The sequence below is a fragment of the Vibrio sp. qd031 genome (genome assembly GCF_002100145.1).
Taxonomy (GTDB): Bacteria; Pseudomonadota; Gammaproteobacteria; order Enterobacterales; family Vibrionaceae; genus Vibrio.
In genome coordinates this window covers 649700-664382 of the sequence record NZ_JXQD01000025.1, presented here as the reverse complement: position 1 = coordinate 664382, position 14683 = coordinate 649700, and the positions used below count along the sequence as shown (strand labels likewise).

Genomic DNA, 14683 nt, shown 5'->3' with positions numbered 1-14683 from the left:
TAGAACTATGGTTGCTAGTGTTGGTTCAACCTAAGCTTTTACGTTATAGAATGTTGCATAAAGCAATGGAACAACAATGAGCGTCAACACGGTAGCAAAGCCTAAACCTGCCATAATTGTGACTGCAAGAGAACCAAAGAACGGATCGACAATCAGCGGTAACATCCCCAATATCGTCGTTACAGCGGCCATACTAACCGGCAATACCCTACTGGTCGCACTGTCCAACACCGCGTCATATGGCGCTTTACCACTCGATAAATCCATGTTGATTTGATCCATCAGTACAATACCATTTTTCAAAATCATGCCGCTTAAGCTCAGCAAGCCCAATAAAGCCGTGAACGAAAATGGCATAGAAGTCCCTAGCAGACCAAACGACACGCCAATAATAGCAAGTGGTACTGTTAACCAAATGACCAGTGGCTGTCTTACCGAGTTAAATAGAAGCATGGTGATAATAAACATAATGGCGTATCCAAGTGGCATTGCACTTGCCAAAGCCTCACGAGCGTCATTCTGCGATTCGTATTCACCACCCCACTGCAGTTCGTAGCCAATTGGCATAGGATACGCTTCCACTGCAGGTCGAATACGATCAAACAGCACCGCAGGGGTTTCGAGGCTCAATATGTCGTGGTCTGCCAGTACGGTAATTTCACGTTTTCTATCGCGGCGCATGATCAACGGCTCTTCCCATTGCAACGTTATGTCGTCCATCACTTGAGTTAATGGAACATAGCTCTGCATTGTAGGGCTCCATATTTTAAGCAGCTCCAGAGTATTTACATCCAGACGTTCAGCTTCAGGCAGTCTAACTACAATTGGCAGTTGTTTGGTGCCGTCTCTAAAGCTCCCCATAGTGCTCCCGCCAAACGCCATGTTTAACGTTTTGGAGAAATCTTGCTTAGAGACGCCTAATCGACGCGCTTTCGATTCGTTAAACTGGGGAACAAGCGTTTTAGTGCGCTCTTGCCAGTTGTTCTTAACGTTTCGCGCTCCAGGATCCGCCGCAATGATCTTTTCAATGTCTGTCGCGATGGAGCGCAACGTGTGTGTATCGGGACCCACAATACGCGCTTCAATTTTTGACGCCGGTGATGGCCCAAATTCGCCTACTTGAATACGGAAGTTTGCCAACGGGAATTCCGCAGGAAGCTGGTGATAGAATCGTTCTACCAAAACAAACAAAGAATCTAAATCGTTAGCTCTTACCAAAAGTTGTGCATAAGACTCGTAGGACTTTTCTGAGTTGTACGTCAGCATGTAACGCTGTAGACCCTGACCAATGGTCGTTGCAACATAATCAACTTCTTGTTGCTGACGAACAAAAGCTTCAATGTCTGATGCTTGAGCCGAAGTTTCTCGAATATCTGTCCCCTGCGGCATCCAAACATTCACAAAGAAAATGGGCGTATTAGAGATTGGGAAAAACTGTTGCTTAACCTCTTTAAAACCGACTACTGCAGAGCCCATCAACGCGATCAACATAATGATGGATAGCCAACGAAATCTTAACGCCAACACTAAACTCTTGCGAAACAGAGTAAAGACGAACCCTTGGTATGGCTCTTTAGTTTCGCCATCATCAGAGTTAGCCTCTTTCAAAAACAGTTCTGCCAAAAACGGGGTAATGGTGAGTGCCGTTACCCAGCTTAAGAACAGTGAATACAGGAGTACCCAAAACAGCGACCCCATAAACTCACCAGTTGCATCTTGGGACAATCCAATAGGAGCAAAAGCGGTAATGGCAATAACTGTGGCACCTAATAACGGCCATTGAGTCTGCTTTACTATCGCAATAGCGGCGTCCTTTTTGTTTAGGCCGCGCTTCATGCCGGATTGTATCCCTTCGACAACGACAATGGCGTTGTCCACCAACATACCTAAAGCGATGATCAATGCACCCAATGAGATTCGGTGAAGCTCAATGCCATGGTTGTCCATGAGTATAAAGGTACCCATCACTGTGAGCAGCAGTACCAAACCAATAATTAAACCGCTTCGCCACCCCATAACAAACAGCAATACGACAATGACAATACCAACAGCTTGCGCGAGGCTAACTAGAAAGCCGTTCACCGATTGTTCGACTTCTGCTCCTTGGTCATAAAACGTGTCCAATTGCATGCCCAGAGGCGTGTCAGACTCTAGTTCCGCTAAGCGCGCTTCAATACGCTTCCCTACCTCGACAACATTCACCTCAGCCGCGTAAGAAATACCAATATTAAGCGCAGGAAGACCATTATAAAGCAGTTGATGCGATGGTTTTTCCGCAATACCTCGGCTCAGTGTGGCCACATCTTTAAGGCGGATCAACTTGCCCGTGTCACGACCATGGATCACCAGTTCGCCCAGTTCTTCGATGGAGGTCAGTGTACCTGTAGGACGAATGGTAAGAGACTCCCCTGAAATCATGACAGCACCGGCGGACTGGACAGCATTTTGCTGCGTCAGCAGGCTTAAAACGGAGTTCAGATCGATATTGAATGTCGAGAGACGCTCAGTAGATACCTCAACAAAGATCTGCTCATTTTGAGCGCCGGAAATATTGACTTTACCGACCCCATCAACAAGCTCTAGTTCGCGGACTAAATAGTCGGCAAAGCGCTTCAATTCAATATAATCGTAGGTCTTACCTGTTAGCATCAGTGACAGACCATATACATCCCCAAAATCATCATAGACTGTTAAACTTTGCAAACCAGAAGGTAAACTTGGCTCTAAGTCATTAATTTTACGACGCATTTCATCCCAAATCTGCGGCAATTCATCGGGTCCATATTGCATGCCCATACTGACCATGATCTGAGTCTTGCCTTTGCTCGAATTTGACGTCACCTTATCCACGTAAGGAAGCTGACGGATCGCTTTTTCGAGCGGGTATGTGAGTTCTTCTTCAACTTCTAACGCTGTTGCTCCTGGGTAGAGACCTATAACCATGGCATCTTTCACGGTAAATGCAGGATCTTCGAGGCGACCTAGATTCTGAAATGACAGCGCCCCACCAACCAATAAAACAACAATAAACAGCCAGCTGATAACACGCTTGTTTATAAAAAATTGAGCCATATTCATTATTGATGAATCCCTTCCACAATGTGTAATTCTCTGCCTTGATCGAGTTTTAGCAGACTTGTAGCTATAAGCGTGTCACCAAGCTCGACACCGCTATTGATAACCGCGCCATTTCGATTGACCAGTCCCACTTGAACGGGTTGTTTCACCGCTAGGTCTTGCTCCAGTTTCCACACCACAAATTGCTCGGCTGCATCGCCCGCGACAAGCAAATTAATGGGAACACGTACCGCAATTTTGGATTTTGCCAATTCGCCATTCGCATCCACTTTGAGGGTTGCCGATGTACCTGGTAAAACCGGTGGATCCAGCTGTGGCAATTCAAACTGAGCGACGTAACTGTTAGCGGTTTCCAAAGGCTCACCACTGTGAGACTTCAATGTTGCTCGATGAGCCCCAGGATGCGACGAGAATTCAACTTCAGCAATTAATTCATCGGACGGTTGGTCTTGTAACCAAGTGACAAAGCTATCCGGTACGGTGGTAGCTACGAGTATTTTTGAGCCGTCATACAAAGACGCGATGAGATCACCAGGTTGAATCACTTGATAACGCTTTACTGGAACCTCTGCTACCAGTCCTGAGAACGGTGATTTAAGTTCAGTAAATGTAAGCTGCCTTTTAGCCAACTCTAATGAGATTTTTGCCAATGTGTAATTGGCGGTAAGTTCTTCGTATTCGGCTGCCGAAATCATGCCTTTTTGTTTTAGTTGCTCTGAACGCAGTAGCTGATTTTGAGCAAGTTCAAACTTTGCTTCGGCATCTTTTACTTGCTGTTTTTGCTTTACGTCGTCTAGCGTTGCTATAACGTCGCCTTTTTCAACATGTTGCCCCGCTTTCACCAGCAACTGTTCAATCTTTCCGGCTTGTCTAAAAGAGAGTTTGGTTAGGTCATAAGGCGTCGCCGCACCTTGAAATTGACTCTGTTTTACGCTTACCGCCTGGTCAACTGTATAGGTTGATACGACCAACGGCGCAGACTGAATTTGTTCTGAGGTAGGGTTACATCCCACACTCAATAAGGGCAAAAGTATCACCGCTAGTTTTTTCATTGAATGATTCCGTATCATTAATTATATGCCTCGCTCTCTCACCCAAGGGCGTACTTGCTGTCCGTCTTTAAGCGAGTTGACTCCTGTGGTCACGAAGTACTCTCCATCATTGATTCCAGATAACGTATTGTGTACATGATCGATGGTGACTTGACGCTTACTTACTTCATTACTGGCAGGGTTATATATCCAAACCCACCCGCTCGTCTGCTCGTCAGTCGCTGTCACTTCTATCCAACTCGATGACGGTATGGTTGTAGAAAAACTCACACCTTCCTCTGCAACTTCAACCGTGCCAGTCATCCCCGGCAGTAATGCTAGTGTCTCACTTGATTCAAGAGAGGCTGTAATTTGAAAAGTATTGGTGTCTTGGTCTGGGCGAATAAAGGATTCTGTCACAGTCGCCATGAGCGGTTGATTTGGCTTTGAGTCAAGTCGGAATATCAGTCCAAAATCCGCTTCCAATGTCGATTGTGCCGTCGTTACTGGAACATCAAACCGCACTTCGTAGGCTTGAGTATCCACAAGGGTAACCACGGGTTGTTGCGCGCCAACAACTTCGTGAGCCAGCACATGCTTTATCGACACCATGCCATCAAAGGGCGATTTTAGTACCGAGTAGTTAAGCTCAGTTTGTGCTTGATCTCGTTCAGCTTGTGCAATCTCAAACTGAGTGACACTTTGGTCATAGCGGTCACGGCTAATCAGGCTTTGTGAATACAGGCTCTCCGAGCGTTGATGTTGTGCGCGAGCAAGATCGAGCTCAGCTTGCTTTGCAGCAAGGGCAAGTTCGTAATCTTTTTTATCCAGGGTCGCTATAACATCACCCTTAGCAACTTGCTCTCCCATTTCCACATCAAGTTGAGTCACCTCACCAGCCACACGAAATGACATGACGGTCCGATTTGCGGCGACGACTTCACCCAAAAAGCGATGTTGGTTAGTGCCAATTTTCTCTTGATACTGGTTCATTTTAACTGGCTTTATTGTCGGTGATAGGGACTCTTTCGACTCCACTTCACAGCCAAGCAACAACATCGTTGATATCAATGCGAACGCTATTTTAGAGGTCTTCACTATTCAATCCGTTATTTATTACACACTCGTGCAGTATATTGAATATTTGAAGTTTGACAATATATTTTACAAACGTACAATAAAATTATTCGGCAGAGCGAAATGTAGGAATTATCAGTGTTGGAAGGCAAATAATGGCAGCGAAGAAACAAGGTCGTCGAACCGCTGAACAAGCAAAAATCACTAAGATCAAGATAATGACCACGGCTACCATTCTGTTTTGTGATCATGGCTACCAGCAAGTTTCGCTTAGGGATATTAGTGAGAAAGCCGGTGTTTCTCACAGTTTAATCAGACATTACTTTGGCGCTAAGCATCAGATTTGGGAGGAAATTTTGTACGCCTCTCACAATTATATGACTCGCTACATGATAGAACTGCAAAAAGTGACCCACCACGACAGCGACTCAAACATCTCACTGTATCGTTTTCTTGTGTGTTTGATGGCGTTTGTCATGAAACGTCCTCGACTTTTTCAACTGATCTTCGCTTGTACGCAAATGACCGACCCAGTAAAAATGCAATCAGAAGAGGAGCAGCAGCGAAATCATGATCACTTGGATCTCATTTTTAATGCCTACGAAATCTATCAAGACGAAAACCTAACTTACTCGCAAGAAAAGCTCACAATATTAAAATGGAATTTTTTGAATTTTGCCTCCACCCCAATTTTGCTTAAGCCACTAATGTTTAAGATTTTGGGTTCTGACCATGATCACGGATTACTCACCCATTGGAGATTGTACGAAAACCAGATGAGCAAGGAGTTGAACGTGGATGACTCAGATCGAATACGAGCTGACTCAATCAATGATGTGGTTAATGAGTTTGATATTCTAGACAGTGATGTTGCAGAGTTCTTAAAAGAGTATTTTGCAAAAAATGGGATGCAGTGTTAGTAAGCGGACCTTACTAATTTGCGGCCAGTGCCATAACGAACAAGGTCAACAGTTGCTTTTGAAGTTAAAATAACGGCTGTTGCGGTGATGGCGAGGTTACATCGGATTGAACGGACTTTTGAGACTGTTTACGCCGAGCACGAACATAGCGTTGGCGGCACAGCTTGATGACATGCTGCTTCTGGGCGTCTGAGTAAGAATTCCACTGAAAACGCTCGTCACGCTTGCGCATACAGCCCTTACAATAGCCGCTATCATTCATACTGCATATGCCAACGCAGGGGCTTGCAACACCGATAAAATCAAGCTGTTCCATTGCTTTCTCCGTATATGATACGTTGCCGCTAAACCGATTGTACTGCTGTACATCATTATCACTATACACAGCTCAGTAGAAAAAATAAAAGCCAGTAGTCCCTCACTTTACCCTGACAATTGCGTTATATTGTTGTTTATACTCAATATCGTAATCAATCAACATGGATTTCATTATGCGTAAAACTTTAACCGTAGCCGCTATTGTCGGTCTGCTTGCCGCCTGCGGCGCAACCTCGAGTGAACAATCGGATGCAGCGATGAACGACGCTACCACGGTGCTCTCTGCAGCGCAGCTACAACATCATAATTGGGAGCTTGTCTCTGTAAATGGTGAAGCGATTACAGTATTAGAAGGCTTTTCGGTACCGAACCTAGAAATTGGTGAGAAACTTACCGCTAACGGCAACGCCGGTTGTAACAACTTCTTTGGCCAGGTAGAACTTGAAGGCAATTCACTGAGAATTGCACAAATGGCGTCTACCATGAAAATGTGTCCTGAAGAGGTTATGACCTATGAAATGGCGATGTCACAAGGGCTAAGTGACTGGAATGACGTCACCCTAACCAAACAAACCTTAACCCTAGAAAACGATATCAACACCTTAGAATTTACGTTAAAAGATTGGGTGCACTAAAACCCAATTGATTGCCGCACAGCCTTCAAGGCTGTGCGGACTATTACTACGCAAACTCTCTGCGCAGTTTCTTCGCTACATTCACCATATTTTTCAGTGACTTTTCGGTCTCATCCCAACCTCTTGTTTTAAGACCACAATCTGGGTTTATCCAGAGTCGCTCTTTTGGAATCTGAGTAGACGCTCGCTTAACCAATTGCTCCATCCATTGCTCCGATGGAATATTGGGTGAGTGAATATCGTAGACACCCGGTCCAATTTCATTTGGATAGTCAAACGCTTCAAACGCATCCAGCAACTCCATATTCGATCTCGACGTCTCAATGGTGATCACATCGGCATCTAAGTGAGCGACTGAATCAATAATCTGGTTAAAATCGCTATAACACATATGAGTATGGATTTGTGTTTCTGGTAACGCACTTGATGCAGAAACCTTAAATGCGTCCACTGCCCACTCCAAATAATGCTGTTGATCAGCAAGGCGCAGCGGTAGCCCCTCTCTTAGTGCGGGCTCGTCAATTTGAATGATATTGATGCCAGCATCTTGTAAGTCAGACACTTCTTCTTTTAACGCAATCGCCAGTTGCTGGGTGATAGTTTGACGAGTGATGTCTTCTCGAGGAAAAGTCCAACACATTAGTGTCACAGGGCCTGTTAGCATCCCCTTCATTGGCTTAGTTGTCAGCGACTGAGCATAGCGCGTCCAATCAACAGTCATTGGTTCTACCCTTTCAATGTCTTCAACCACTATTGCCGGTTTAACACATCGAGAACCATAGCTTTGGACCCAACCGTACTGCGTAGTTTGGAAACCATTCAACTGCTCGGCAAAATACTCAGCCATGTCATTTCGTTCAGGTTCACCGTGGACCAACACATCTAAGTCTAACGATTCCTGACGCTCAACGACTGCTTTTATTTCAGATTGGATTTGCTTGCGATAAGCATCGAATGTAAGCGCTCCCGTTTTAAACTGACTGCGCAGACGGCGAATATCTCCCGTCTGAGGAAAAGAGCCGATGGTTGTTGTTGGAAAGAGCGGCAAGTTAAGGGCATTTCGCTGCGCTACTTGGCGTTCTGGAAATGGTAAAAGCCGATCGCTAGACTGCTCTTTTAAACGTTGTAGCTTCTGTTGGACCTGTGGTTTATGGACATTGATTGAGTTTTTTCGTTGATGAATCGGTCGACTATATGCGAGCACCCTTTCCGCATACTCGCTTGGGTTGGAAAGCGCCTTGGTTACCTGGCAAACCTCCGATACCTTTTGTTTAGCAAACGCAAACCATGATTTGGTGTCAGCAGGTAGCTGCGTTTCTAATTCTAAATTTAGTGGCGAATGCAATAAAGAGCAGCTACTTCCTATCCAAATCTGTCGAGCCGACGTAGCATTCCCATTCAACGAATTAGACAGGTTTTCTAGCCAATAGTGGGTGTCGCATTTCCACACATTTCGCCCATTCACCACACCTAATGAGATTACCCAATCGTTAGGTAACACCGACAGTGCCTCGATAAGCTGGGCTTCATTTGCCACTAGGTCTAAATGCACACCATCAACCCTTAACGTATTAATTGTGGCTAGCTTATCGTCAATTCGGTCAAAATAACTGCTGAGTAGCAGTTTTACGGTTCCACCAAGCTCATCATACGTAGGTTTGAAGACTTGTAACCACTGAGAAGGTAAATCCAAACTCAATATTGGCTCATCAATTTGTAACCACTCAATGCCTAAATCCGCCAATCGCTGGATGACTTGTTGATAGACGGCCACCAATTTTGGTAGCAAAGTGAGGCGATCAAAGCTATCGACCTCTTTGCCCAAATATAAGTAGCTAATCGGTCCGAGTAATACAGGCTTAACACTGTGTCCAAGCGCTAACGCTTCTTCAATTTCATCAAACAATTGAGACGAGCTTATAGCAAATTTATCATCAGCTGAAAACTCTGGGGTGATGTAATGGTAATTAGTATTAAACCACTTGGTCATGTCCGATGCCGCAGCACCACAGCAGCCTGAGTTCGATTGCCCTCTTGCAACTTTAAACAGAGTATCCAAGCTAATATCGCTGTCACCGCGATGACGTTTTGGAAGGTGTCCTATCAACGCGCTGGTCGATAAAACATGATCGTACCAAGCAAAGTCGCCAACTGTTACAAAGCTTAGCTGTGATTGGGTTGCCCAGTTTTGCTGGCGTATGGTTTTGCCGACGTCTCGAAGTTGCTGCTCGGTAAATTCGCCTTTCCAATATTTTTCTAACGCAAATTTTAACTCGCGCTGCTCTCCAACTCTTGGGTAGCCTAAAACGTGACTTTTGAAAGAATGATTAAGGGTGTTTGCTTGGCTCATGATTGCGGTCCTTTGGGTGTTTGCTCCGATGTCATTTACAGTAAGTGGCCTTGTCATCATCGACAAACGACAAACTTTCATCAGCAACTTGAAAGTTTTTCATGTTATTTGGACGTCTAGACGTTTACTTTGAGGAGAAAGTTAGGCAAGGTAATACAGATGTAATGAGCGTCAAGCCTAAGTAAGGCCGCCAAACCTGAGTCGAATTAGCCTGAGTCGCATGAGACAGTGGTAAAAGGAAAACCATGATTGAATTAAAGCACCTTAGAACCATTGTATCTTTAAGAGATACGGGGTCGTTAACTGCGACAGCAACCTCTTTGCACTTAACTCAATCGGCCCTATCTCATCAAATAAAGGACTTAGAGACCCGTTTAGGTGCGCAGCTATTTTTACGAAAAACACGTCCGGTAAAATTTACTCCTGAAGGCCATATTATTTTGAAACTGGCAGACCAAGTGTTGCCACAAATCGCTAAAGCCGAAGGAGAGCTCGCCAGTCACAAAGAAGACGCCAATGGCAGACTGCATATGGCCATCGAGTGTCACTCTTGTTTCCAGTGGCTAATGCCAGCAATAAAAGAATATCAAGTCGCTTGGCCAAGCGTGAGTTTGGATTTTTCATCCGGATTCGGTTTCGAGCCATTGCCTGCTTTGCTTAATGGGGAGCTCGACTTGGTCGTCACCTCGGACGTTGCCCCTCGAGCCGATGTCCACTACGAATCTATGTTTGATTTTGAAATGCGTTTGGTCACTGCGACTACACACCCACTCGCGCAAAAGTCTATTATCGAGCCAAGCGATTTAGTGTCACAGACAATGATCAGCTACCCAGTACAAAAGCAACGTCTAGACGTGTATAAGCACTTTTTGGCACCCGCTCAATGCGAACCTGAGAAATGGAAACAAGCAGACAACACCTTAATGCTGATTCAAATGGTGTCTGCTGGACTAGGCGTTGCCGCTCTTCCCAACTGGGCAATCAGCGAGTTCTCTCGCCAAGGCTTGATCGAGTCAATCCCATTGGGTGATCAAGGACTTTGGCGCCGCCTATTTGTCGCTGTAAGACATGCCGATAGAGATAAGCGATACTTACAATCATTCTTCTCAACCGCCAAACAGCAGTGCCAGCAACACCTTGATGGTGTGAAGATGGTCTAAACAAAAAAGCCGCCTGATTAGGGCGGCTTTCAATGCTAAATAGTCATTAAAGCTGAGACTTAAACTGATTGGTCAACGGATCGTAGCTAAACCCTACATCAGCTAACTTATTGTTCAGTGATTCCATATCAATTTCATACATCGTGGCAAGCTCTTCCACGCTGTGACATTCGAGTCTTAATTTTTCATTGACGATACCTATTAAGATATTGCCATCCCATTTATTGACGTTACTGAGATCCATACCTAGCGCTCCCTATGACTGCAAACACCCTAAACTCATTTTAAGCATAGTCCGATTTGCAAGGGTTAGCGGTTCAAAAACGTGATTAAGGTAAAAGATACATAAAAATCAGATGGGAAGAAGAGAGCCCTGCGACCGACATCCATAGCGCACTTTTACGGATCTCAACACGCTTTAGCAAATGCCAGTTCCATATTGTTAACGCAATAAGCAGTGTACTTATGGCAACCAACAATGGGCCTAAGATAGATTCGGCAGATTGCATACCGTTCACTAAACCAGTAGACACCAGTCCAAGCCATAGTAATAAATAAGCAAAACTCATGACAACAGCGCCAATGGGCAGAATGCGGTGAAACGCTTGTAGTCGAGTTCTTGCCAGCAACAGCAGTAAGTGTGCAACACTGGCGCCTAACAGTAGCGTCATCACTAAATAGAAGCCAAATCCAACCACACTTTCCCATAAATAGGTTTGGCTTAACTGCTGGTTAAACGCCAAACACCCTACTAGACTTGCCCACACAGCAGCAATCACTAACGCCGCTCGCGGCCCCAGCAACCGTGTTTTTTTAGTTTGAACTTGGCTACAAAACCAGCCTAACAATAAGGCACTAGGTATGAGCCAAATATTAGTGACACAAGTAATGGCGAACAACCCACATAAAATTGCTATTGAGCGATGTAATCGGCCTCGTTGACCAGGGCAAATATCACCTTTATACAAAATGACGATAATGAGCCAAAGTGCACCAACAATTGCAGGGACCAACCACACTGCGTTTACTACTTCTATCGACAAAACCTAATTCCTATTACTTCAATCTCAACGTCAATAACGACGTATCCTAAATGCCTGTACCAACCGTTAAATAAAAGGCCGTATCAACTTCACTAACCGCAATGTCAACACCAGCTTGAGTGCCAGTTCGTCTGGACATTAAATAATGAAAACCTGTGCCTATTGCCGGAGTCGGGTTACTCCAAAAACCCGACGCTGTGTCACTATACACACCCACCCAACCAAATAGTAGAGCTATCCAACGAGGGTAACCCTCGCAGATCAGCATAGAGTTTTAATATTCTAGGAAATAATCGACGGTCAGACGTCAATACGTTGTATTCTGCCGCAGCAATAAAAGTGAACGACTTAGAAAGTTTGTCTCTACGCTACTAACGTCTCAAAGTCATAATCGCTGCCAATTGATTCGTCAAACCATAAGTAATCCAGATTGGTGTAATACCCCTGACGAGGTTATTGTCATATTCACCATTAAAACCAAGCGCTGACGCAGTGAACTCTTTGCAGAAGCCAAGATCAGGTATCCCCGCTCCGTTCGAACCGAGTCCAAATTCGGCATAACTAAAAAACTGTTGCACACCTAAAAACATTGATTAACGAACAACACCGACCAACAAAGGTTTAAATTCACCTCTCACCAACTGCTACACTATTCTTACAAGACAAATCACTCAGGCATCGCTATAATTCCCGGCTCGATTTGGTGAGGTAATAAATGAACAGTCCCGTAACTCCTATCTATGAGCACAAAAAATATTGGGCCGAATGCTTTGGCACGGCGCCATTTTTGCCAACCTCTCGCAAAGAGATGGATGCGCTAGGATGGGACAGTTGTGACATTATTATCGTCACAGGCGATGCTTATGTTGATCACCCAAGCTTTGGCATGGCGATTATTGGTCGCCTGCTTGAGGCGCAAGGCTTTCGAGTCGGCATAATTTCACAACCAGAGTGGCAAAATAAAAACGCCTTTATGTCACTGGGCAAGCCTAACCTGTTTTTTGGCATCACTGCCGGCAACATGGATTCAATGATCAACCGTTACACATCCGATCGTAAACTGCGCCATGACGATGCGTACACCCCAAATAATGAAGGTGGAAAACGCCCAGATAGAGCGGTGCTTGTGTATTCGCAGCGATGTCGTGAAGCATTTAAAGGGGTACCGATCGTACTAGGTGGTATTGAAGCCAGCTTACGCCGTGTCGCGCATTACGATTATTGGTCCGATAAAGTTAGACGCTCGGTTTTGCTTGACGCTAAAGCTGATATTTTACTGTTTGGTAATGCCGAACGAGCACTGGTCGAAGTTGCCCACCGCTTAGCCGCCGGTGACGATGTAAAAACCATGACCAACATTCGAGGCACTGCAGTCAACTTGCCCGCAGTTCCTGAGCACTTTGCTGTAGTCGACTCTTCGCGTATAGAAAAACCAAGCAAAGCTGTATGGAAGCCACAAAACCCTTATCAGGTTGAGGAGCAGTGTGAAACAAAAGCCACTGAGCCCGATGAGGCAAAGCCAATATACGTGCGTCCAAGTCGCCACGACTCAGAAACAACTGCCGTGCGCTTACCTGCATTCGAAAAGCTGAAAAACGACCGTATATTATACGCACACGCCAGTCGCGTGTTGCACCTCGAGACCAACCCTTACTCAGGCCGTGCTTTAATTCAAAAACACGGTGATCGCGAATTGTGGGTGAATCAAGCGCCGATTCCGCTGTCGACAGAAGAGATGGATTACGTGTTTGATCTGCCTTATGCGCGCGTACCTCACCCTATGTATGGCAAAGCAAAGATCCCTGCCTACGATATGATTAAGACCTCAGTGAACATCATGCGCGGCTGTTTTGGCGGCTGTTCGTTTTGTTCTATCACCGAGCACGAAGGACGGATCATTCAAAACCGTTCTCAAGAGTCTATCATTGGCGAGCTTGAAAAAATTCGTGACAAGGTGCCTGGTTTTACCGGTACTATCTCCGATCTAGGTGGCCCAACCGCCAACATGTATCGCCTTGGATGCAGCGATCCCAAAGCGGAAGTGAATTGTCGCCGCCCCTCGTGTGTGTTCCCTGGGATTTGTAACAAGCTTAATACCGATCACCGACATACCATTGATCTCTATCGCGCCGCTCGCCAAGTCAAAGGCGTTAAAAAGGTGCTTATCGCCTCTGGTGTCCGCTACGATTTAGCCATTGAGTCTCCTGAGTATGTCAAAGAGTTGGTAACACATCACGTCGGTGGATACCTAAAAATTGCGCCAGAACATACAGAGAAAAACCCACTCGATTTGATGATGAAACCGGGAATGGGAACCTACGATCGTTTCAAAGACATGTTCCAAAAGTACAGTGAGCAGGCAGGGAAAAAACAATATTTGATCCCTTACTTCATTTCAGCGCACCCGGGTACTGAAGACGAAGACATGTTGAACTTAGCCCTGTGGCTCAAGTCCAACAACTTTGAATGCGATCAGGTGCAAAACTTCTACCCATCGCCAATGTGTAATGCAACTGCGATGTATTACTCAGAGACTAACCCGCTCAAGCGCGTTAAATATAAAAAACGTATTGATGTCCCCGTCGCTAAAGGGGAGAGACAGCGTAGACTCCATAAAGCGTTGCTTCGTTATCACGATCCCGATAATTGGCCAATCATAAGAGAAGCTCTTGTTTCTATGGGTAAAAAGCACCTGATTGGTGATAAGCCAAGCTGTTTGGTTCCTGCAGAAGACATCGACTCTAAAACCCCAGCGCAGCGACGAAAAAGTGGGCGTCATGGAGCGAACCGTTTCGCAACCAAGCATACTAAGTCGCAGCCAGGCTTTGACAAAATGCACCCCAAAAAGGGTGGAGAGTCAAAAGCAAATAAACCAGGCGCGAGTAAACCTCATGGCAAGTCAGTCGCTAGAGGTGGTAAGCCAGTTGCGAAAGGTGGTAAACCGTCTCACAAACCTAAAGGCAAGCGCTAATTGTGAAAAGAGCACCGCCAAGGCGGTGCTTTTTTGTATCTAAACATCAATAATTATTGCTAATTATCAGCGTGTTATGTTCTATTTCACACCACAGTAG

11 protein-coding genes are annotated in these 14683 nt (G+C 45.3%); 4 read left to right on the top strand and 7 right to left on the bottom strand.

The window, feature by feature from the left end; all coding sequences use genetic code 11:
- Positions 1–30 precede the first annotated feature (30 nt).
- From ST37_RS14985 to ST37_RS14975, 3 genes are read right to left on the bottom strand one after another with little or no spacing between them, the layout of a single operon-like run.
- On the bottom strand, positions 31–3078 hold the full coding sequence (locus ST37_RS14985) for an efflux RND transporter permease subunit (RefSeq protein WP_084887781.1): 3048 nt from the start codon (positions 3076–3078) through the stop codon (positions 31–33).
- Positions 3078–4130, bottom strand: coding sequence for an efflux RND transporter periplasmic adaptor subunit (locus tag ST37_RS14980; RefSeq protein ID WP_172401008.1), 1053 nt, complete (start codon positions 4128–4130; stop codon positions 3078–3080). Before ST37_RS14980 ends, ST37_RS14985 begins: the two co-directional genes overlap by 1 nt.
- A gap of 21 nt (positions 4131–4151) precedes the next feature.
- Positions 4152–5207, bottom strand: a complete 1056-nt coding sequence (locus ST37_RS14975) for an efflux RND transporter periplasmic adaptor subunit (RefSeq protein WP_143698209.1) — start codon at positions 5205–5207, stop codon at positions 4152–4154.
- Between the two features lie 134 nt (positions 5208–5341).
- Here ST37_RS14975 and ST37_RS14970 point away from each other — a divergent pair, with 134 nt between their 5' ends.
- The gene (locus tag ST37_RS14970) at positions 5342–6106 is read left to right on the top strand and encodes a TetR/AcrR family transcriptional regulator (RefSeq protein WP_084887775.1); all 765 of its coding nucleotides are present in this window, start codon (positions 5342–5344) and stop codon (positions 6104–6106) included.
- Between the two features lie 64 nt (positions 6107–6170).
- Here the strand turns inward: ST37_RS14970 and ST37_RS14965 are convergent, their stop codons facing one another.
- Complete coding sequence (locus ST37_RS14965) at positions 6171–6422, bottom strand: DUF1289 domain-containing protein (RefSeq protein WP_084887773.1); 252 nt, start codon at positions 6420–6422, stop codon at positions 6171–6173.
- A 163-nt stretch (positions 6423–6585) separates the two neighbouring features.
- Here ST37_RS14965 and ST37_RS14960 point away from each other — a divergent pair, with 163 nt between their 5' ends.
- Positions 6586–7059, top strand: a complete 474-nt coding sequence (locus tag ST37_RS14960) for an META domain-containing protein (protein ID WP_084887771.1) — start codon at positions 6586–6588, stop codon at positions 7057–7059.
- Positions 7060–7105: 46 nt separating this feature from the next.
- Here ST37_RS14960 and metE read toward each other — a convergent pair whose 3' ends face one another.
- Entirely contained in the window at positions 7106–9409 is a 2304-nt protein-coding gene (gene metE / locus ST37_RS14955; protein ID WP_084887769.1) for a 5-methyltetrahydropteroyltriglutamate--homocysteine S-methyltransferase, read from the bottom strand.
- Positions 9410–9654: 245 nt separating this feature from the next.
- Here metE and ST37_RS14950 point away from each other — a divergent pair, with 245 nt between their 5' ends.
- Positions 9655–10569 (top strand): LysR substrate-binding domain-containing protein, encoded by a 915-nt coding sequence (locus tag ST37_RS14950; protein ID WP_084887767.1) that lies wholly within the window; start codon positions 9655–9657, stop codon positions 10567–10569.
- A gap of 46 nt (positions 10570–10615) precedes the next feature.
- Here the strand turns inward: ST37_RS14950 and ST37_RS14945 are convergent, their stop codons facing one another.
- Together ST37_RS14945 and ST37_RS14940 are read right to left on the bottom strand one after the other, a co-directional pair.
- Positions 10616–10813 (bottom strand): DUF4250 domain-containing protein, encoded by a 198-nt coding sequence (locus tag ST37_RS14945; protein WP_084887765.1) that lies wholly within the window; start codon positions 10811–10813, stop codon positions 10616–10618.
- An 85-nt stretch (positions 10814–10898) separates the two neighbouring features.
- Positions 10899–11612 (bottom strand): hypothetical protein, encoded by a 714-nt coding sequence (locus tag ST37_RS14940; protein ID WP_084887763.1) that lies wholly within the window; start codon positions 11610–11612, stop codon positions 10899–10901.
- 715 nt (positions 11613–12327) lie between these two features.
- Between ST37_RS14940 and ST37_RS14925 the strand changes: the two genes are divergently transcribed.
- Entirely contained in the window at positions 12328–14583 is a 2256-nt protein-coding gene (locus ST37_RS14925; RefSeq protein WP_084887757.1) for a YgiQ family radical SAM protein, read from the top strand.
- Positions 14584–14683: the final 100 nt, after the last annotated feature.

Excerpts from the sequence above, each read along its gene's own strand:
- ST37_RS14985 (WP_084887781.1), bottom strand. The coding sequence starts at position 3,078 with ATGAATATGGCTCAATTTTTTATAAACAAGCGTGTTATCAGCTGGCTG.
- ST37_RS14980 (WP_172401008.1), bottom strand. The coding sequence starts at position 4,130 with ATGAAAAAACTAGCGGTGATACTTTTGCCCTTATTGAGTGTGGGATGT.
- ST37_RS14970 (WP_084887775.1), top strand. The coding sequence starts at position 5,342 with ATGGCAGCGAAGAAACAAGGTCGTCGAACCGCTGAACAAGCAAAAATC.
- ST37_RS14965 (WP_084887773.1), bottom strand. The coding sequence starts at position 6,422 with ATGGAACAGCTTGATTTTATCGGTGTTGCAAGCCCCTGCGTTGGCATA.
- ST37_RS14960 (WP_084887771.1), top strand. The coding sequence starts at position 6,586 with ATGGATTTCATTATGCGTAAAACTTTAACCGTAGCCGCTATTGTCGGT.
- metE (WP_084887769.1), bottom strand. The coding sequence starts at position 9,409 with ATGAGCCAAGCAAACACCCTTAATCATTCTTTCAAAAGTCACGTTTTA.
- ST37_RS14950 (WP_084887767.1), top strand. The coding sequence starts at position 9,655 with ATGATTGAATTAAAGCACCTTAGAACCATTGTATCTTTAAGAGATACG.
- ST37_RS14945 (WP_084887765.1), bottom strand. The coding sequence starts at position 10,813 with ATGGATCTCAGTAACGTCAATAAATGGGATGGCAATATCTTAATAGGT.
- ST37_RS14925 (WP_084887757.1), top strand. The coding sequence starts at position 12,328 with ATGAACAGTCCCGTAACTCCTATCTATGAGCACAAAAAATATTGGGCC.